Source organism: Methylovirgula sp. (assembly GCF_037200945.1).
Lineage (GTDB): Bacteria > Pseudomonadota > Alphaproteobacteria > Rhizobiales > Beijerinckiaceae > Methylovirgula.
Genome location: NZ_JBBCGP010000001.1, coordinates 317,030 through 337,230, shown reverse-complemented (window position 1 = coordinate 337,230; position 20,201 = coordinate 317,030). Strand labels below are relative to the sequence as shown.

Annotated in this window: 18 protein-coding genes; 6 read left to right on the top strand and 12 right to left on the bottom strand. The window is 59.0% G+C overall.

Features of this window, described 5'->3' with window-relative positions; translation table 11 throughout:
• Position 1 precedes the first annotated feature (1 nt).
• Together WDN02_RS01595 and WDN02_RS01590 are read right to left on the bottom strand one after the other, a co-directional pair.
• Positions 2-625: a MarC family protein gene (locus tag WDN02_RS01595; RefSeq protein ID WP_337291844.1), complete on the bottom strand. Its 624-nt coding sequence runs from the start codon at positions 623-625 to the stop codon at positions 2-4.
• Between the two features lie 93 nt (positions 626-718).
• Complete coding sequence (locus tag WDN02_RS01590) at positions 719-976, bottom strand: GlsB/YeaQ/YmgE family stress response membrane protein (protein ID WP_337291843.1); 258 nt, start codon at positions 974-976, stop codon at positions 719-721.
• 340 nt (positions 977-1,316) lie between these two features.
• Between WDN02_RS01590 and WDN02_RS01585 the strand changes: the two genes are divergently transcribed.
• Genes WDN02_RS01585 through WDN02_RS01575 form a run of 3 tightly spaced genes read left to right on the top strand, consistent with a single transcriptional unit; the run spans position 1,317 to position 5,076 of the window.
• A complete protein-coding gene (locus WDN02_RS01585; protein ID WP_337291842.1) occupies positions 1,317-2,201 on the top strand; it encodes a Ku protein in 885 nt (294 codons plus the stop codon).
• Between the two features lie 14 nt (positions 2,202-2,215).
• Positions 2,216-4,834: a DNA ligase D gene (gene ligD, locus WDN02_RS01580; RefSeq protein ID WP_337291841.1), complete on the top strand. Its 2,619-nt coding sequence runs from the start codon at positions 2,216-2,218 to the stop codon at positions 4,832-4,834.
• A gap of 59 nt (positions 4,835-4,893) precedes the next feature.
• Positions 4,894-5,076: a hypothetical protein gene (locus WDN02_RS01575; protein WP_337291840.1), complete on the top strand. Its 183-nt coding sequence runs from the start codon at positions 4,894-4,896 to the stop codon at positions 5,074-5,076.
• A gap of 69 nt (positions 5,077-5,145) precedes the next feature.
• Here the strand turns inward: WDN02_RS01575 and WDN02_RS01570 are convergent, their stop codons facing one another.
• A complete protein-coding gene (locus tag WDN02_RS01570) occupies positions 5,146-5,526 on the bottom strand; it encodes a calcium-binding protein (RefSeq protein ID WP_337291839.1) in 381 nt (126 codons plus the stop codon).
• Between the two features lie 420 nt (positions 5,527-5,946).
• Between WDN02_RS01570 and WDN02_RS01565 the strand changes: the two genes are divergently transcribed.
• Positions 5,947-7,116: an alpha/beta hydrolase gene (locus WDN02_RS01565; RefSeq protein WP_337291838.1), complete on the top strand. Its 1,170-nt coding sequence runs from the start codon at positions 5,947-5,949 to the stop codon at positions 7,114-7,116.
• Here WDN02_RS01565 and WDN02_RS01560 read toward each other — a convergent pair whose 3' ends face one another.
• From WDN02_RS01560 to WDN02_RS01520, 9 genes are all read right to left on the bottom strand, one after another.
• Complete coding sequence (locus WDN02_RS01560; RefSeq protein WP_337291837.1) at positions 7,117-8,409, bottom strand: c-type cytochrome; 1,293 nt, start codon at positions 8,407-8,409, stop codon at positions 7,117-7,119.
• 41 nt (positions 8,410-8,450) lie between these two features.
• The gene (locus tag WDN02_RS01555; protein ID WP_337291836.1) at positions 8,451-10,607 is read right to left on the bottom strand and encodes a molybdopterin cofactor-binding domain-containing protein; all 2,157 of its coding nucleotides are present in this window, start codon (positions 10,605-10,607) and stop codon (positions 8,451-8,453) included.
• A 10-nt stretch (positions 10,608-10,617) separates the two neighbouring features.
• Positions 10,618-11,070, bottom strand: a complete 453-nt coding sequence (locus WDN02_RS01550) for a (2Fe-2S)-binding protein (protein ID WP_337291835.1) — start codon at positions 11,068-11,070, stop codon at positions 10,618-10,620.
• A gap of 62 nt (positions 11,071-11,132) precedes the next feature.
• Positions 11,133-11,657: a DUF302 domain-containing protein gene (locus WDN02_RS01545; protein ID WP_337291834.1), complete on the bottom strand. Its 525-nt coding sequence runs from the start codon at positions 11,655-11,657 to the stop codon at positions 11,133-11,135.
• Between the two features lie 201 nt (positions 11,658-11,858).
• Positions 11,859-11,993, bottom strand: a complete 135-nt coding sequence (locus WDN02_RS01540) for a hypothetical protein (protein WP_337291833.1) — start codon at positions 11,991-11,993, stop codon at positions 11,859-11,861.
• Positions 11,994-12,138: 145 nt separating this feature from the next.
• On the bottom strand, positions 12,139-13,191 hold the full coding sequence (locus tag WDN02_RS01535; protein WP_337294835.1) for an NAD-binding protein: 1,053 nt from the start codon (positions 13,189-13,191) through the stop codon (positions 12,139-12,141).
• Positions 13,192-13,591: 400 nt separating this feature from the next.
• Positions 13,592-13,738 (bottom strand): hypothetical protein, encoded by a 147-nt coding sequence (locus tag WDN02_RS01530; protein ID WP_337291832.1) that lies wholly within the window; start codon positions 13,736-13,738, stop codon positions 13,592-13,594.
• Positions 13,739-13,917: 179 nt separating this feature from the next.
• On the bottom strand, positions 13,918-15,360 hold the full coding sequence (locus tag WDN02_RS01525) for an aldehyde dehydrogenase family protein (RefSeq protein WP_337291831.1): 1,443 nt from the start codon (positions 15,358-15,360) through the stop codon (positions 13,918-13,920).
• Between the two features lie 112 nt (positions 15,361-15,472).
• Entirely contained in the window at positions 15,473-17,056 is a 1,584-nt protein-coding gene (locus WDN02_RS01520; RefSeq protein ID WP_337291830.1) for a carboxylesterase family protein, read from the bottom strand.
• 417 nt (positions 17,057-17,473) lie between these two features.
• Here WDN02_RS01520 and WDN02_RS01515 point away from each other — a divergent pair, with 417 nt between their 5' ends.
• Both WDN02_RS01515 and WDN02_RS01510 read left to right on the top strand, forming a co-directional pair.
• A complete protein-coding gene (locus tag WDN02_RS01515; protein WP_337291829.1) occupies positions 17,474-19,132 on the top strand; it encodes a UbiD family decarboxylase domain-containing protein in 1,659 nt (552 codons plus the stop codon).
• Positions 19,129-20,103, top strand: coding sequence for an ABC transporter substrate-binding protein (locus tag WDN02_RS01510; RefSeq protein ID WP_337291828.1), 975 nt, complete (start codon positions 19,129-19,131; stop codon positions 20,101-20,103). Before WDN02_RS01515 ends, WDN02_RS01510 begins: the two co-directional genes overlap by 4 nt.
• Positions 20,104-20,201 lie beyond the last annotated feature (98 nt).

Here is a 20,201-nt window from a genome sequence, read left to right as displayed (position 1 = left end):
GTTAGCCGGTAATCGTCCGGATTCCGTCAATGACGAATTGTGCCGCGAGGGCCGCCAGTATCACGCCCAACATCCGGCCGAGAACCAGCGTGCCTGTTGTGCCGAAGATCCGCGCCACTTGCTCCGAAATCAGGAACACGATGTAGCACATCAAAATCACCACAAGGATGATGAGGATAAGGCCGGTTTGCTCGCGCCAATGACCGCTCGCCCGGCCGGCGAGCAGGATTACCGCGGTGATCGAACCGGGGCCGCTCATCAGGGGCATCGCGAGGGGAAAGGCGGCGAGATTGTTGACGTGGTCGATCGTCACCGCATCGGTCGCGAGTTCCTTCTTTCGCTGGCCGCGCTCGGCGAAAATCATCTGAAACGCTGTATAAAAAAGCAGAAGGCCGCCTGCGATTCGGAACGCCGGCAGGGAAATGCCAAGCGCTGCCATCACGGTGGCGCCGCCAAGTGCAAATATGAAAAGAATGGCGAAGGCGATGATGCTGGCGCGGACCGCGACTTCGCGTTTTTCGATCTTTGTCATGCCCAGGGTCAAGGCGATAAAGATCGGCGCAAGTCCCGGTGGGTCCAAAGTCACGAGCAGCGTGACGAAGGCCGTTTGAAAGAAGTCTGCCATGGCTTCGTTTCCGTCGCGACGCGGGGGTTGCACATGCAAAAGCCGCGACGCTTGTGTGTGCGCCGCGGCTCGAAGGCATGGTTGAAGCTTAGTTCAATAGCGCCGTCTGAACAAGCCAAGGATCAAGAGCAGCACGATCGCACCGATTGTCGCGGAGATGATCTGCGGTAGCAGATGCGCGCCAAGATGAATGCCAAGCTTCGGCAATATCCAATTACCGATGAACGCGCCGATAATCCCGATGCAGAGATCGGCGACGAGGCCGAAGCCAGTGCCGCGTAAAATCTGGCCCGCGAGCCAGCCTGCGACGACGCCGACGACGAGAATGATCAGGAGACTGTCTCCAGACAAGGCAAATCCCTCTTCATGTGAGTGAACGATAAGCCGTCCTATGGGCAGGACGTAGATAGCGGTGTGTCCCGCCGCACGAATGATTAACACATATCGCTAAGGAGTCGTAGCGTGTCCGTTGCTGCGACGCGATACTGCCGGATGATTAAACCCTGCGGAGGCGCCCCCCTCACGCGGCAGACGCCACGGAACATCTTAGCATGATTGACGTTGGCTCCACTGCGCGTCTTGGACGCTTTCATTCGCGTGGCGTTGCTTGGGCTTATGTGGTGTAATGGTCATAGTTTAGCGTAGTCGGGAGCGGCGCGCCCGCTTCCGATCAGTACCGAGGGTCTCAGCTGTGGCACCGCGTGCGAATTGGAAGGGCTATCTCAAGCTCTCGCTGGTTTCCTGCCCCGTTGCGCTTTTCCCGGCGGTCAGCCGGACGGAGCGCATTTCGTTTCACCTTATCAACCGTGAAACCGGCAACCGGCTTCGACAGCAATATATCGATTCCGTGACGGGCGATATCGTCGAGCGCGAACAAATGGTTCGCGGCTACGAAATCGGCAAGAACGATTACATCACGCTCGATGAAACTGAAATCGCCGAGCAAGCGATCGAGAGTACGCATACGATCGACATCGAGACCTTCGTGCCGCGCGATGAAATCGACGAAGTCTATCTCGACGGCTCTTATTATCTTGCGCCCGACGACAAAGTTGCCGACGAGCCTTTCGTCGTCATTCGCGACGCGATGCGCAAGAGCAACATGGTCGGCCTCGCGCGCGTAGTGCTGTCCGGCCGCGAGCGCATCATCATGATTGAGGCGCGTGACAGTGGCCTGCTCGCGACGACGCTGCACTACAAATATGAAGTGCGCGATGAAAAGCCCTATTTCGAATCGATTCCCGACGTCAAACTCTCGAAGGAGATGCTCGACCTCGCCGCGCACATCATCGATACCAAGCGCGGCAAGTTCGATCCGTCGAAATTCGAGGATCGCTACCAGGATTCGCTCGTCGATCTGATCCGGGCCAAGCGCGCCGGCAAGCCGCTCCCGGCAGCGCCGCAGCCGAAGACGCCGAGCAATGTCATCAATCTGATGGATGCGCTGCGCCGTAGCGTCGACGCTGAATCCGGCCGGCGCGGAACGGGCAAAACGTCCGCAAAGGCGCATAGCGCCGCGAAGAAAGCGGCGCCTGCGAAGTCCGCAACGAAGCGGCGTGTCAGCAAGGCGAGCTGAAAGGCGGGGCTTCCATGGCGCTCGAGGCCTATCACAAAAAGCGCAATTTTGACGTCACGTCGGAGCCGCGCGGCGCCAAGGGCCGCGGCAGCGGTCATTCATTTGTCGTGCAGAAACATGACGCGACGCGCCTGCATTACGATTTCCGGCTTGAACTCGATGGCGTGCTGAAGAGCTGGGCGGTGACGCGCGGGCCGAGCCTGGTCCCGGGCGAAAAGCGCCTCGCCGTTCATGTCGAGGACCATCCGCTCGATTACGGGGGCTTCGAAGGCACGATCCCCGAAGGGCAATATGGCGCCGGCGCCGTGATCGTCTGGGATCGCGGGACTTGGACGCCGGACGGCGATCCGCATGCCGGCTATGCCAAGGGCCATCTCGATTTCGTTTTGCACGGCCAAAAGCTGAAGGGCCGCTGGCATCTTGTCCGTATGCATCCGCGGCCGGGCGAGAAGGGCGACAATTGGCTCCTGATCAAGGGTGACGACGAAGAGGCGCGAGGACCGCGCGATCCGGATATTCTGAAAGAAGAGCCCAATTCGGTCGTTAGCGGGCGCTCGATCGATGACATTGCTGGCGACAAGAAAAGCCGTCGCTGGACATCGGGCCGGGCGGCACAGGGACGGATCGAGACGCTAGGTTCGCCACGTGCGCGTGCGCTGGCGCCGCTGGATAGTGTCGTCAAATCCGATCCGGCCTCGGCGAAGCGGCGTTCGGCGAAGCCCGCGAAAGCCAACGAGCCAGCGGGCAAGCCGGCTGGCAGAAAGACCAGCGGTTATGCTTTTACGCCGCCCAAGGGCGCAAAGCGCAACGCGCAGTCGGACTTTCTCCCGCCCATGCTCCCAACGCTCGCTGCGGCGGCGCCTTCAGGTACGCAATGGATTCACGAGCTGAAATTCGACGGCTATCGCATCGAAGCCGTGGCGAAAGCTGGCAGGGTCAGGCTGCGGACACGCACTGGCCTCGATTGGACGGATCGCTTTCCGACGATCGCAGTTGCGATCGCGGCGCTCGCTGGCAGGGAGTTCATCATCGATGGTGAAGTCGTCGTTGAGGAGGAAAACGGCGTCTCGGATTTCTCGGCCTTGCAGAATGCGCTGAGTGAAGGCGATGCAAGCGGCATGGTCTATTACGCCTTCGACCTTCTCGCTATCGACGGTTACGATCTCACGGCGCTCCCCATTGTCGAACGGAAGGAGACTCTGGCGGCGCTACTGATGACCGCACCGAAGGACGCCATTCTGCGCTTGAGCGAACATTTCGACGAGAATGGCGATCTGATGCTGCAGCACGTCTGCCGCCTCGGCGCGGAAGGCATCGTCTCGAAGAAGCGCGACAGCGCCTACATTTCCAAACGCACCACCGAATGGATCAAGACAAAATGCGCCAACCGGCAGGAGTTCGTCATCGCGGGCTTTGTCCCCTCGACGACGGCGCGCAAGGCGATCGGTTCACTGGTGGTTGGCTATTACGACAAGGGCGAGCTTAGACACGCAGGACGCGTCGGCACGGGCTATTCCAACAAAATGGCTGCCGACCTTTTTGCCGATCTATCGCGTGAAAAAGTCGCGAAGCCCGCGTTCAGCGCACCGCTCTCGGCGGAAGCACGCCGCAATGCCGTGTGGGTCAAACCAACACGGGTCGCGGAGGTCGAATTTCGCGGCTGGACGGCGGATGCGAATTTGCGCCAGGCTTCGTTCAAAGGTTTGCGCGAAGATAAAGACCCGAAAGACATCGTTCGTGAAAAGGCAGCGGCCATGCCGAACGACGCCAAGACACCGAAGACAAGCATAAAACTCACGCATTCCGATCGCGTCTTATGGCCGGACGCGGGCGTAACCAAGCAGGGACTCGCGGATTTTTACGCAATGGTCTGGCCGTTGATCGAGAAACATCTCGTCGGCCGGCCGTTGGTTCTATTGCGCTGTCCGAACGGCATCGCGCAGGGCGGCTTTTTTCAGAAACATCCCTGGGCCGGTATCGACGATCATATCCTCCAAATCGATGATCCGCACGAAAAGCAGCCGATCCTCGGTATCAAGTCGTTCGATGGGCTCGTGGCGCTCGTGCAATCAGCCGCGCTCGAAACTCATCCATGGGGTGCGCGCACCGACGATCTCGATCATCCAGATCGTTTGATCTTCGATCTCGACCCCGGCGAAGACGTTGCGTTTTCCGCTCTCATTGCCGGGGCGCACGAGGTCCGTCAGCGGCTTGCTGACAAGAAGCTCAAAAGCTTCGTCAAAACGACTGGCGGCAAAGGCCTGCATGTCGTCGCCCCCTTGAAGCCCGCTGCCGACTGGGCGGAGGTCAAGGATTTCTGCCGCGGTCTGGCTGAGGCCATGGCGCATGATGCTCCGCAGCACTACACCGCGACCGTCACCAAGACGCAGCGGACCGGGCGCATCTACGTCGATTATTTGCGCAACGCGCGCGGCGCGACAGTCGTATCGGCCTATTCGACACGGGCGCGGCCACAAGCTGGCATATCCACGCCGCTGACGTGGGACGAACTCGACAGCGTTCTCAGCGGCAGCCAATTCACGATCGGCAATTTCAGCAACCGGCTTCAGCGCCTCTCGGACGATCCCTGGACGGAGTTCTTTCGCTTACGTCAAAGCCTGCCGCGAAACTGAGGGCCATAATGCTGGAACTCGCGGTGAGGCGCAGAGTTGCTGTGCCAAAGGAGCCGCGCATGACAAACCATGACACGCGCTATCATTCGGGCACTGATGAACATCCGGTTGAGTTGAAGCCCAACCGTGCTCGCGCCGGCCGCAAAGACGTGCCTATTCTGTACGTTCTTCTGTGGAGCACAGCTCTCGCTGTCCTCGTTCTGGCGGCGATTTTATTCGGCTTCCACGCGATGGTGCATTAAACTCATCTAGCTATTCAGTTCTTCAGCACGGCCAAGGCAATGTCTTGGCCGTGTTTCCTTTTTACGAGCCTACTTTAGAAGCCGCTGAAGGGCGCGGCCGGCGCGGCTGCGCAATTCTCTGGCGTCGAGCGTGCCGTCGTTTTCGAGATCGGCGGCTTTGAAGAGCTTTTCGGCCATCGTGATATATTCGTCCTTGGTCAGCGAATTGTCCTTGTCGGGGTCCGCCGCGACGAACGCCTTTTTGCTCAGGCGGCCTTTGGCTTCTTTATATTCGAGGGTGGTGTCCTGATCCTTGTTGAGCCGATCGAATGCCGCGCCTGCTGCCGCTTCCATTTCGGCCAGATCGAGCGTCCCATCCTTGTCCGTGTCGTATTTGAGCGGATCGGCGAACGATGCGCCCGCGAGGCTGACGGCGAAAATTATCGATAGCAATCCGGCTTGCACGCGCATCGGCGTCTCCCATGTTCGCCGCCTTGTTCAACTGCACGCAATTTTAGCTGCAGCAGGCTTAGCCTTTGAAGCGGACATATTTCCCGTCCTGCCGGGAAAATTGGAAATTGCCATTTTGTTGGCGACCGACATCAAAATCCTCGTTGCAAATCGGCCACAAGACCAAAGAATGCGTCGAAACGATTCCAGCGTTGGAAAGTGTTTACCAAAAGAACATACTGCCGCGGCTCCAGCTCAATTTTATAAGCCTAGTGAAAACATTTGCTTAGAATCCCTCGGCGTCTGGCAGGTGGCGGGCGGGCTAAGAAGGCTACCGTCTTTCTGACGCGTGACAAAGGCAGGCGAACTCGACAGAGTTTTGGAAGGCCGCTGTCAGAAGCTCTTCGGCTTCCGGCCGCGGCATTTGCTCAGGGGGATTCGTTGTTCTCAAGTCTTGCGAGATTAGGGCTGCGACGCTGGCTTCCAGCCGTGCTTGCGCTCGTCTGCATGGACTTGATGATGGGTTGCGCGGCGCGGCCTGAGAGCGGCTTTCTGGCGACCACGGCCTACGAAGCGCCCAGCGCGACTGAGCATACGATTCTCATCGCTTCGACGCGTGAGCGCGACGCGCGGCCGGGCACATTGTACAGCGGCTTTCGCGCTGACTGGCTCGATTACGCGTCAGCGACCATGTCGGTGCCTCCGACGCATGTCGATGGGAAGATCGAATGGCCGCAGACGCCGCCCGGCGATCCGCGCCGCGATTTCGCGGTCCGCGACGCTGGCTATATCGATGGAGATCGGGCGTTTCTCGCTACGGTCAATGCCGAATTGGCGAAACGTCCGCCCGGCCATCGCAAAATCTTCCTCTTCGTCCACGGCTTCAACACGATGTTTGCCGAGGCGCTCTATGGCTTTACGCAGGTCGTTCACGATGCGCACACGGATCATGTGCCGGTGCTGTTCACCTGGGCTTCGCGGGGCAAATTGACGGACTATCTCTACGACAATAACAGCGCCACAGCGGCGCGCGATCAGCTTGCCCACACAATTCGCTTACTGACTGACAGCAATGCGGAAGAGGTCAACATCCTCGCGCATTCCATGGGCAATTGGGTGTTTGTCGAAGCGATGCGTCAGATCAAAATGCAAGGCGGTCTGAAACATCCGGAGAAGATCGGGCTGGTCCTTCTTGCAGCGCCAGACATCGATATCGACGTTTTCAAATCGGATTTGCGCGCTTACGGAAAGCTCAAAAAGCCTTATTACATCGTGCTCTCGAAGGATGATAAGGCTCTGGCCCTGTCAAAGTTTCTGGCGGGCGGACAGACTCGCGTGGGCGACGATGGAAACGTCCAAGATTTGGCGAAACTTGGCGCTGTGGTTATCGATTTGACGAACGTGCACGGCGACGATCCGACGGATCACAACAAATACGCACAGATCGCCGCGATCGCCCCGCAATTGGAGCACGTGCTTCAAAGCGGCATCGAAAAGAACCATGTCGCGACGTCTGACGCAGCGGATCAGATGACCAGTACACTTGGCGCGGTCGTCAGCGTCCCCGTGAACATTATGGGCAATTCGTTCTCGATCGTTTCCAGCCGCTGATCATTGCGAGGCTTCTTCCGTCTTCGCCGGAACGTCCCCACGCACTTTATGCACCTGATCCGCCGTCACATGGCAGGTGGTCTGACCAAATTGCGCGCAGGTGTAAGTAGCGAGCGCGGCGACCTCTTCGTCCGTGTAGGCGCTCGTGAACGCGTGCATGAACATCAGGCCCTGCGAAGTCTTAATCTGCGTTCCCTGAGCCAGCACTTGAAGCAGATTGTTGGCGTTGGGATCGGCGGTCGTGTGCGAGCCGGCCAGCGCCGCCCAGGGCGATTGGCGGCCGTGACCGCTCGGCAGATGGCAGCCGGCACAAGCTTCGACGAAGACATGCGCGCCAAGCGAAGGCTTTTTTACGTCGGTTGGCGCCCCGCGTCCGGCGGCAGGCGGCCCATCCGATTGGGGGGGGATGCTGCGCAGATAGGTGACCATCGCGCGGATATCGTCGGGCCTCAGATAGCGCAGACTAAATCCGATGACCTCCGCCATCGGCCCAGACGCCGGTCCGTGTCCTTCGGCGTGGCCGACCGAAAGGTATTGCGCCAATTGCGCGTCGCTCCAGCCGCCGAGCCCATGATCGGGATCGCTGGTGAGATTATAGGCGAGCCAGCCGACCTGTTTCGTGCCGGCAAACTTGCGGCTGTCATCCAATCCTTGCATCAGATTGCGCGGCGTGTGGCATTCGCCGCAATGGCCCAGAGGCCCGATGAGATAGGCGCCGCGATTCCAGGCCGCATCCTTTGAGGCATCGGCCTCGAAGCGATGGCCCGGGACGAACAGGAGCTTCCAAGCCCGCATGAGATAGCGCTGGTTGAACGGGAATTTCAGATCGTTGGCGGGCGGCGTCGCGGCGATCGGTTTGACGGTCGCGAGATAGGCCCGGATCGCCAGTGCATCGTCGTCTGACAGCAAGGCATAAGACGCATAGGGAAATGCTGGATAGAGGTCTTCGCCATTGCGGCCGATGCCGTGGTGCAGGGCACGTACGAATTCCGCATTGCTCCAGGCGCCGATGCCGTGTTCGCGATCCGGCGTGAGATTGGGGGCGTAGAGCGTTCCGAACGGCAGATCAAACCTACGGCCGCCGGCGAAAGACGCGCCGCCGGGATTCGTGTGGCAGGCTTCGCAATCGGCGGCCTTGGTGAGATATTCGCCGCGTGCAATCAGCGCGTCACCGCTCGGCTGCGCGGCGCTTGCCGCCACGGGTTCGAGCCCCGCGGGCAAGAAGAAGAATACGGCCGCGGCCACAGCGGCGAGCGCGGCGAGACCAAAGGCGAAAGCGAGCCATTTTTTCATGCGCGAGCGTCCATCCTCACAATGGGATCAGTTGCCGTCTGCTAGGTTCCGCTCAATTGTCCGCGCCCGAAGGGCAGGCGGCGCAATCTCTTTCCCGTGGCGGCGAAAATCGCATTGCCCAAGGCCGGCGCCGCGGCGGCCGTCCCTGTTTCGCCGATGCCGCCGGGCTTTTCGCCATTGCGGATCTGATAGACTTCGATCTTCGGCGCCTCGTTGATGCGCATTGCCCGGTAATCGTGGAAATTGCTTTGGTCGATCGCGCCTCCGGTCAGCGTGATCTCGTTGTACATGGCCGTGCCGAGACCGAGGATGAGACCGCCCTGGATTTGCGCCTCAACGGTGTCGGGATTGACGGTCATGCCGCAATCGACCGCGACGACAGCGCGGCGCAGGCTGATCTCGCCGGGCGGTGTCACTTCGACTTCGAGGATACAGCAGAGATAGCTGCCGAACGCGAATTGCAACTCGACGCCGCGTCCGGTGCCGCGTGGCAGCGGACTTCCCCAGCCGGACTTCTCCGCCGCGAGATTGAGCACCGCGAGGGCACGCGGATTTTTCTTGAGCATGCTGCGACGGAATTCGACCGGGTCCTGCTTGGCCGCATGGGCCAATTCGTCAATGAAACTCTCAACGACGAAGAGATTGTGCGTCGGGCCGACGCCACGCCACCAGCTTGTGTTCATCGCGCGTGGTTCGTTGCGGACATAGTCCACATATTCATTGGGAATTTCGTAAGGCGTCTCAGCCGCGCATAAGACGGCATCATCATCGAGACCGTTTTTAAAAGCGGGCGGCGCCCAGCGTGCGAGAATAGACGGGCCGGTGACACGATGCGTACGGCCGACGAGTTTCCCATCCGCATCGAGGCCGGCGGCGACACGGTCATAATAATAGGGCCGATAATAATCGTGGCGCAGGTCTTCCTCGCGCGTCCACACGAGCTTGACCGGATAGGAGACATGTTTGGCGATCGAGGCCGCGACTTCGACGCTATCGATGTCGAGCCGCCGGCCGAACGCGCCGCCCATGAGCTGGTTGTAAACCGTCACCTTGTCCTGCGGCAGGCCGGCGACGCTGGCGACCGCCTTTTGCGCCCGCACCGGAACCTGGGTGCCGAGCCAGATTTCAGCGCTGTCCGGCTTGATGTGCAGCGTGCAATTCAACGGCTCCATCGGCGAATGTGACAGAAACGGCGATTGATAGATTGCCGAAAGCTGCGTCGCCGCGCCCTTGATCGCCGCCGCCGCATCGCCCTCCTTTTTGGCGACGACGCCTTTGTTGTGCGACGCCCGATCCATCGCCGATATGATCGTTTCGAGCGTCACATCGCCGTTCTCTCCGGCGTCCCACTTGAGATTGAGCGCTTCGAGCCCTTGCTTCGCCGCCCACATGTGATCGCCGATGACGGCAATTGCGTCGCGCTCGTCGTTGCAGATGACGTCGTGGACGCCCGGTACCTGGCGTGCTGCCGCCTCGTCCATACTGACGAGCTTGCCGCCCTTGACGGGGGTGATCGCAACGGTCCCGAAACGCATATTGGGCACGATGATGTCGAGACCGTAGATGGCAGTCCCGTTGACCTTGGGCGGTGTATCAATCCGTTTGGCGCTGGTGCCGATCAGCTTGAATTGCGACGGATCCTTAAGCTTGACATTCGCGGGCACCGGCAATTGCGCGGCGTCGCTCACGACATCGCCGTAAGCAAGCGATCGACCGGTCGCGTCATGGATGATTCCGCGTTCGACCCGGCATGTCGCGGGGTCGACATTCCAACGCTTGGCCGCTGCGGCCACCATTAATGTCCGCGCGACCGCCGCAGCCTCGCGTAAACGCACCCAGTCGGCCCGTGTTGATACCGAGCCGCCTGTGGCTTCATCACCGAGAAGCGGATCGATGTAATGTTTGATATCCGGGGGCGCCGTCTCGACCGCAATCTGATCCAAGCCGACATCGAGTTCCTCGCCCATCAGCATGGCTGAACTTGTGTAGATTCCTTGCCCGAACTCGGTGTGCGGCAGGATGAGGGTGATTGTTCCCCGCGTATCGATACGCACGAAAGCGTTGGGTTCGAGATCTACGGCGGCGGGCGCCGCCGTAGCGCGCGCAAGGCTCGGCAGATGCAGGCCAAGCAACAGGCCACCGCCCGCCGCCGCGCCTGCTTTCAGCACAAATCGCCGCGAGGGCATGTCATATCCCATGGCTGCCTCCTTAAGCCGACGCGGCTGCGTGAATAGCCTCGCGAATACGGACATAAGTCCCGCAACGGCAGATGTTGCCCGACATCGCTGCATCGATATCAGCGTCGGTCGGATGCGGAGTCTGGTTCAAGAGCGCCGTGGCCGACATGATTTGCCCGGACTGGCAATAGCCGCATTGCACGACTTCTTTGTCGAGCCATGCCTGCTGGATTTTGTGGCCGTTCGCCGTCTGCCCGACGGCCTCGATCGTCGTCACCGGACGCGCGCCGATGGCGCTCACCGGCAACAGGCAAGAGCGCACGGGCTGGCCCGCCAGATGGACAGTGCATGCGCCGCATTGAGCGATGCCGCAGCCGAACTTTGTGCCTGTCATGCCCAGGACGTCGCGCAGAACCCAAAGCAAAGGCATGTCATCCGGCACGTCGACCTGGTGCGATTGTCCGTTGATCGAAAGAACTTTCATGCTTCCTGTCCTCGCGCGCTCAGCGCTTCATATCCAATATGATTCATTAGAAGCGTGGCGCTTCATTCGGCGGCTCGCCGCAACGCCTGCTCCAGCTCCTGATCAAGGTCGTGCGCGACTTTATCGACCTGCGGATCACCGAATTGTCCGAAAAGCGTAGATGGCTTGTCATATTCAAATGTCGCCGCACCATTTGAATTCTCGTAGAGCACGACGCGAAGCGGCGCGTAGAGCGCGGCCTGGAATTTGTGCCTGGTCATCAGCGATGCGGTGAGCGGATTGCCAATCTCGTATTGAATCGCATGACGAGCGCCGCCCTGCGCCTTGAGGAGTGCACCGTGATCGCGTTTCAGGAAAATAAAAAGCGGCACGCCACGCTCAAGCTTTTGCGCGAGCTCGGAATCGCCTGCGTTCAAGGCGGCGGCGACCGCTGGGTCGAGCTGTGGAACCTGTGATTCGAGCGCGGCTTTCGCCTGGGCGAACGTCTTTGCCGAGACGATCCGCACATGTTCGACATGAACGGTCTCGACGGTGATATTTGGATGGGCCAACGCAACCCCCGTCACGCCGACTGCTAAGATCGACAAAATGCTTAGCGACTTCCTGAACACATGCGGAGAATATCAGAAGTCGACCTTTCTGTAACCTCATGCGCAAGTATGATTTGCTATAAACGCAAGGGAATAGCTCCGCCGACCCGGCTTATCTTGCGACGTTACTTATCTGCGTCTCGAGATGTCTTGCCTGCGTTCTCGGCTCGTCTTCACGCGTGGCGGCTTCGTCGTTATTCAAGACGCGCGAAAGACGAGTTCGCAGGCAATGCCGATGGCCAAGAGCGTCGCAATGCAGATTCCAGATTCGAAAATGATTTGCTGGCCGACGCTCTCGTCCGCTTTGTCGCCGCGGTTATAATGATGGTCCATGTGCGATCGCCTTTTCGACTCCGATCGCGGAAAACATGGGCAGAAGCGCATATAAACTCGATGGGTCTCGGCGGCCCAAAATATATAGAACTGAGACGTTGGCGGCGTTCTATGCGCAGTATCTTCGACACGCTTCGCGTCGCAATCAGCTCACGGTCGACCGCGCGAAAACGGACACAACGGTTTGAGCGCGGCCTGGTCTGCCAACGATCGCAACGCCGTCGCCTTCTTGAATTGCAATATTTGCCGCTGGTTGGAGCAAGATTTCTCCGTTCTGTCGTTCGATTGCGACGACGAGAAAGGCGCCTGCGGCAGTCGCCTCAAGCTCGCCAATGGTGGTGCCGACACTCTGGCTGCCGGTTTCCGCGGCGACAAGTTCGATTTCAAGACCCAGGCGGCGCAGATCGCGGCCGAGCCGGTCGAGGTCCCCGGCTTTAATTCCAGACAAGACCTTGGCGACATTCTGGTACAGCAAAAGCTCAGCCATCCGTTCTGCGCCGATCCGTGTCGGCAGCACGACGCGATCGGCACCGGCCTGAATGAGCTTGCCTTCCGTAGATGCGGCTTCGCCCCGTGCGATGATCGTCAGCTCGCGGTTGAGACTGCGAGCGCTGAGCGTGATGAATACATTCGCCGCATCGTCTGGCAGAACGGTCGCCAAGGCCCGCGCGCGCGCGATACCTGCAAGCCGCAGGACGTCTTCATCCGTGGCGTCGCCCTGCAAGCTGAGGAAGCCCAGTTCGCGCGCGGCGGTCATGCGGCCATCGCCGCGCTCGACGATGACGAAGGCGGACTTTCCTGCTTGAAGCTCTCGCGCAAGCATCTGGCCAATGCGGCCGTAACCACAGATGATGACATGATCGGTGAGGCGGTCGATTTCTTTTTGCATGCGGCGAAATCCAAATAATTGCTGGAGCTGGCTAGCAGTAATCAACTGAATGAGTGTGCCGGTCAGAAAGATCATCCCGGTGCAGCCCGTGACAATCAATGCGATGGTGATCGCGCGCAATTCCGGCGTGTTGATCGGTATAACTTCGTCGTAACCGACCGTGTAAACGGTGAGCACGACCATGTAGAGCGCGTCGCCGAGCCTCCACCCGTTCGCCACATACGCCGCAGTCGCGCAGACCGAGACCACGAGCATGAACGCGAGGCCGGCAGCCAAATTCCGAAGCGGAGAGGATAGGAATTTAATCATCAATCAGAAATCGGGAGCGTATCGACACGAAGGCGGCGACCCGGACGTCCGCGGAAAAAGCCAACAGGAAATCTTTTGGAAGCAATATTCGGTCCCACCGATCAGGATGGAACGATTTCAACGAGGGCTGAACCGGCGACGAAATTCAATCGAAATTTTCTAAAGGTCCTGCGAGCTGGCACTTACGTCGAATGCTGCGCGCCGTCCGCTGGCAACCTTTACTGGGTGGGCGTCGGCCGTGATTGCTTGCGCAGTCCCGAGGGCGGCCAATGAAACATCTGGCCTCTTTGGAGAAGATGGAAGCTCGTGGGAGCGTCTGACGTCGCCGGAGGCGTCGTGAGGGAAGGAATATCGTGGCCGCCTCCCTCCTGGTTTATGGCCTCCTCGGTTTGAACTCTGATCAAATCGTGCGCAACGGCTTGTTTTGGAGCTTTGGGCCAAGCATCATTGTTCGGTTCTTCTCGTTACGCATGACGTGGACGAAGCCTTGCTGCTTGCTGACCGAGCCGTCGTCCTGGAGGGGGGACGCCTCCGAACCGAATTGCATATTCCGCTTGAACGGCCGCGCCGTCACTCTGATCCGAGATTTGAACAATTGCGCTCCGCGCTGCTCTTGGCGCTTGGCGTATGAGCGAACCAGTGTTGGACATGACGCACTAAGCGACAGTCTGATTGACGTCACTAATCATAAGCTCCCTCACCTGTCGCTCTACGCAATTCTCTTCGCTAGTGCCTCACAGTCTTGTTGATGTTGATCACCTGAAGGTTCATGGCGCCTTTGACGCCGTATTCCGCGTAATCCACGCCGATGCCCGATTGTTTGATGAGCGACATGGGAACGGAGGCGTCGAATCCACCATGTTGATTGACCAGACCTGTACCGACAGTCAGGCGTGATGCCAGCTCCGCCCCGCGATCGAGATCGGCGGTCCAGATCGAACTTGTGAGACCATAGGGGCCGGCATTGAGATTATCGATCACGTCGTTCAGGTCGTCATAGGGGACGATGGGAATGACCGGTCCAAACTGTTCCTCGTCGACGAGTCGAACGCCGTCGGTGAGGTCCGCCACCAATGTGGGCGGGTAGAAATATCCGTCGCCAGCTATGGGTTCGCCGCCGGTAAGAATGCGGCCGCCAGCGGCACGAGCGTCATCCACGATGGCGCAAACCTTGTCGAACTGAGCCTTGTTTTGGATGGGACCCATCTCGACGCCGGGTGACAGGCCGTCGCCGATCACAATTTTTTTGGCCCGCTCCGTCAAAGACTCGCAGACCGCTTCGTAAAGGTTGCGGGGCGCATAGATGCGTTTAACAGCGCCGCAGAACTGGCCGCAATTCACAAGGCCGGTCAGGGTCGCGGCCGTCGTCATGGCCTCGATCGATCCATCGGGCAGAAGGATTGCTCCGTCGTTCCCGCCGAGTTCCAGCGTCACGGGGCGCAGAAGCGTTCCGGCCTTGCCTGCGATCGAGCGGCCCGTCGCCGTCGATCCGGTGAAGGAGATTTTGTCGAAGCCGGGAAGTTCGACCAAAGCCGCGCCAACCGCGCGGCCCCCCGAGACGACGTTGAGAACGCCCGGCGGGAAAACCTTCCGGCCGAGTCGACCAAGCTCGAGGGTACAGAGCGGCGTTAGCTCCGACGGCTTGATGACGATCGTGTTGCCGCCGATGAGGGCAGTGGCAATTTTCGCCATGCCAAGTACGACGGGTGCGTTCCAAGGCGCAATGGCAGCCACGACGCCTTTTGGCGTCCATCGCTCGACAATTCGGCGGACCTCGTTGTCGACAAGGACGCGTGAAGGAAGCCGCACCGCCGCCAAGAGACGAATGTATCGGCAAGCTAATCCGATCTCGATGCGGGCGCCGGCCAGCGGACGCCCTTGTTCGAGCGTGAAAAGGTGCGCCAAGCGCTCGACATTTGTCTCGATGGTCTTGGCGAAGCTTTCCAGCGCCGCCGCACGCTCTTCCCAGCTTCGCGCGGTCCACGACGGCTGCGCGCGCCGGGCCGCCGCCACCGCGGCTTCCAACTCGTCCGTTGTGGCTACGGGCGCGCGGTGAAAGGGCCGACCGGTCGCCGGATTGATGACATCCTCAAAGACGCTCGCGGCATCGGTGCCATCAATCGTCTGCAGGAATTGTTCTTTCAGTAGCTCATCGATGAGGCTTAGCATTCGTTGTTCCGAGGGAAGCCAAGGCGGGAGTTTCGTCTGTATGGGCCGCCGGAATAGGCGTCTAGGTTACGATCCCGCAATTCAGTTATGTCGCGAACTCTGATGGATCGGATCAAAATGAAAGAATCGCGTCCCAAAGTTCGCAATCGTATTTCTTTCCATAGCCACCGGCGTTGCTCACGACCGACAGATCCAGCACTTGATAATTATCGGTTTGCGCATCGTAAGGCTTCCACGGCTGGCTTGAGCGGCTTGTGGGTCTGCCCGTCCGCGCGAAGCTTGTCCAATAATCCACCATCTGATCCGAAAGTTTCTCCTGCGCCGAGTTCAGCGCATGCGGCGTACCCTGGCCGCCGTGAAAGAGGGGGAAGATATATTGCAGTTCGGCCGTATGATATGCGCGCATCGGAAAGCTGAATTTGGGAAAATAGGACGGCGCCGTTTGGTCGCGGAATTCATAGGCATAGACCGGCGCGTATTTCGCCCAAGCTCGGTCAAGAAGGCGCGCGGTACATGATTTGAAGCCTTGCGCGACCGCTACTTCTGCCAAGGCCGGGCTCGGATATTTGTTCAACGGATAGCGGGCTGCGATTTTGTCTCGATTTTGATGTCCAAACGAGGAAACGAGCGCCTCATACTCCACCGGGAGCGCCGGTTTATGCGTCTTGAGTTCCGACATGAAGAAGCTTTGCTCGTCGGCAACAAGGCCCGTCATAACCGGAACGTGATTGAATGCGCCGTGGCTGAAAGCGTCGAACGCCGTTTTCGCGATGATTGTGCCGTCGATCGCTGGGAAGACGACAACGTGACGAAGAATCGGCGCCTGATGATCGAGGATTTGCTTGACGCTGAGTGCGCGTAGACATTTCGCCGAGTCCGCGCCGACACAGCCGACCGACTTGGCCAATTGCACACCGTCATCGAGAGACGCGGCCGGCGTTACGACCTGGATACTGGTTCCGCTTTCATTGATGGCTTTCTGAAACAAACCCTTCGAAAGCGGCGAGACCAAATTCGCCATTACGCTGGTGCCGCCACCCGATTGACCAAAAATCGTGACGTTGTTCGGGTCGCCGCCAAAAGCCGAAATGTTCCTCTGCACCCATTTCAGCGCGAACTGCTGATCCATGATGCCGTAATTTGCGTAAGGATGCCCCTCGGCGTTCAAGGCAGGATGCGAGAAAAATCCGAACACGCCAACGCGATAGTTCAATGTGACGACAATCACGTTGCCGCGGGCAACGAGTTTGCTCCCGTCATAATCATTGCTTTCACCGCTGAAGAGTCCACCGCCGTGAAACCACACCATCACGGGGTTGCGCGCCGCCGCGTTTGTTTCCCGTGGCGCATAAATATTGAGATAGAGACAATCCTCGTTTTGGCTTGGTGCTGCGAAGACGCCGCGCTGAGCCTGCGCGCAAGTTCCGCCAAATTTCGTCGCATCCAGAACCCTTGGCCACGGATGCACGGCGACTGGCGGTCGCCAGCGCAGCGCACCAATGGGGGGCGCCGCGTAAGGGATGCCAAGATAGCGGCGGACGTCGCCGTTGATCAAACCCCGGACGTCTCCCACGTCGGTATGAACAATGCCGGTCTGGTCGGGCGCGGCCACAAGATCGGAGGCAGAAAATCCGGCAATGCAAGACAATGCCAACCCTGCGACACGCCATACAAAGCACTTACGTGCAGCCATCATTCATTCTCTGAGTCGAGGGGAGGTTTTTACGAATTATGTCTTGGCAGTACCCGGAGCGACCGCGCCCAAACCGTAGGCAATAATTGGCGCCGCGATTAACAACCGCCCAAACACCGTGCAGATCAGTTTCACGAAGTCCCCGCATTTCGCCGACTAATCAACACGGCATCGGAAGGCAGTTTCCATGCCAAATCGTAAGGTTGTAAGACAATATTTTGAGAGCGGTCACTAACGCTGCAAACTGCGCAGGCCGGCCTGCTGGCGGGGTACAAACATCGCGACCAGAATGGCCTTGACTAACGTCGTCATACAATCTTACGCTTTTGGAGGTTCCAAAATAATGGCATCGGGTTGTGCGGCGGGCTGCGCTCGTCCCCGCGTGAGATATTGTGGTGCGTTGTGGCAATTTCGGATGAGATGAAATCAAAACTTAGTTGTTACGCGCGTGAAACTGCGTCGACTCACCTCTATCCAGATTTGCACGATCACGTGCGGAATCTTGCCGAAGCGGGCCTTCTCTTTGTCGTCGAAGAGCCTGTCAATAAAGATACGATCATGCATCCGCTGGTGCGGTGGCAATATCGCGGCAGCATTCCTGAAGCGGAACGGCGTGCTTTCCTGTTTCTGAATCCGACGGATTCAAAAGGCAGGAAATTCGATGCCGCCGTGCTGGTCGCAGGTCTCGCCGGCAGTCGCGAGATTTATCGTGTCGGCTTCGGTGCCGATCTCGACGCCATTCGCGACCGTTGGCTTAAGGCGCTCGCTACGCCGCTCGCGCCGGTCGTGGTCGAACATGCAGCATGTCACGATATCGTGACGCTTTACGATGAACTCGATCAGCCCGGACGCGGTCTCGAGTCTCTTCCTGTGCCGATCTCGACACCCGGATGGGACAATGCGCCTTATTTGACCGCGGGGCATTACATCACGCGCGATCCCGATACGGGCATTCAGAATGTCGGCAATTATCGCGGGCAGATCAAAGCGCCCCGCCGCATCGGCATGAATCCCTCTGTCGAGATCCGCCCCGGCATCCTTGTGCATTGGGAAAAACATAAGGCGCGTGGTGAGCGGCTTCCGTGCGCCATCGTCCTCGGATGTCCGCCGGCGGTCTCATATGCAGCCGTTCAGAAAATGCCGGAAAGCCTCGATGAGGTCTGGGTTGCCGGTGCCCTCACCGGGACGCCGATCGAGGTCGTGCGCGCGAAAACGGTCGATCTTCTCGTGCCGGCTCAGGCAGAGATCGTGATCGAGGGATTCATCGAAACGGACATGCTGGAGCCGGAAGCGCCCTTCGGCGAATCCCACGGCTATGTCAATTTGCAGGAATACAACGCCTATATGGAAGTGACGGCGATTACCCGGCGGCGGAACCCGATCCTGCCGTCGTTCATCAGTCAGGTTACGCCGAGCGAGTCGAGCGTCATCCGTCGCGCGGCGATGGAGCCGGTTCTTTTCAATCATCTGCGTTCGACAATGGGCGTTGCAGGCGTCAAACGGGTTCACATGCATGAGCCGATGACGAGCGTCATCGCGCTTTTCATCATCCAATTTGCTCGCAACACTTTGGAGACGGAGATCTGGCGCGCGCTTTATGGCGCGGCCTCCCTGCATCGCTATGCCGGCAAGTGGATCATTGCCGTCGACGAGGACATCGATCCCGAAAATGCCGACGCGATTTTCTGGGCGATGTGCTACCGCTCCCAGCCGCAGAACGACCTCAAGATTCTGGACAAAAAAGACCCGGGCCATGGCCCGCGCAACGAGACCAATTCCGCGGGCAGCGCATCCGTTTTGATCAACGCGACGATGCGCGGCGACTTTCCGCCGATCGCCCTGCCGAAGCAGGAATTCATGGAAGAAGCGCGTGAGCTTTGGAACAAGCTCGGGCTTCGCCCCTTGCAGCCGGAAAGCCCGTGGTTCGGCTACGATCTCGGCAATTGGCCGGATTGGCTGGAAGAGCAGGCGAAACTCGCAACGCAAAGTGAATATTTCAAAACTGGCGAGAGAATTGCCAAGCAGCGGCGAAGCGATGTCGAGATGAACGCGCCGATTTCAGGAAACCCGGACACATGATCAAAAAGATTTCTTACGCGCTGCTTCTCTTACTGGGCGCAGCGGGGACCGCCGATGCCGAGACGGTGACCTGGCGCCATGCCATCGTCGAACCAAAATCGGACTCTGGCATCGCGATGATGGCAGGCAAATCCGACATTGCCGGCAGGCATGGGCTCAATATCGAATACGTTCCGGTGAAAGGCGACGCCTTGGCTTTGAAGGCGCTCATCGCCGGCGATGTTGACAGCTACGAAGGGACCCCCGGGGGCGCGATTATCGCGGCGTCGCGCGGTGCCAATATCAAGCTCGTTGGATGCTATTGGCCGGGTCTGTCCTATGGGATTTTCTCGACTAATAAAATCGCCACTATCGATCAGCTTAAGAACGGAACGTTCGCGATCTCCAATCCTGGCTCATTGCCGGATCTGATTTCGCGCGGCATTCTGCGCAAGCACAACATCCCGCTTTCGGGCGTGCGTTTTGCGTCGCTCGGCGGTGATGCGGACCGTTTTCGCGCCTTGAGCCAGGGCTTGGTCGATGCCGCGGCGATTTCGACGGAATTCGTGCCCTTTGCCGCGGACCACCAGGTTCATCTCCTGTTTGACGCGCATCAGGAATTACCGAACTTCCTGCGGTGGTGCACCTATGTTTCCGCAAGCAAGATCGCGCAGGATCGCGCCGAGGTGGTGAACTTTGTTGCCGCACAAATGGACGGCGCGCGCTTCGCGATGGAGCACAAGCAGGCGTCCATCGACCTGACGGTCAAAACGCTGAACCTCAAGCCTAATGATCCACGCCCGGTCTATATCTATGACCAGGCTATCAAGTTGAATCTCCTCGACCCGACAATGAATGTACCGATGGAGAAGCTCGGCTGGATGAAGCAATTGCTCATCGACACGGGCAATCTCAGCGCGCCTATCGATATTGCGAACCTTGTTGATACGTCGATCCGCACGGAGGCGCTTTCGCACCGGCTCATCAAATAAGCTAAAAACGAAGGGGAGCGATGAAGCCCGAAAATCGTGCCGCGAAATGAGCAAATGCCTCTCAACTAAAGCGGGTCGAGTCCGTATCTCTGGAGATC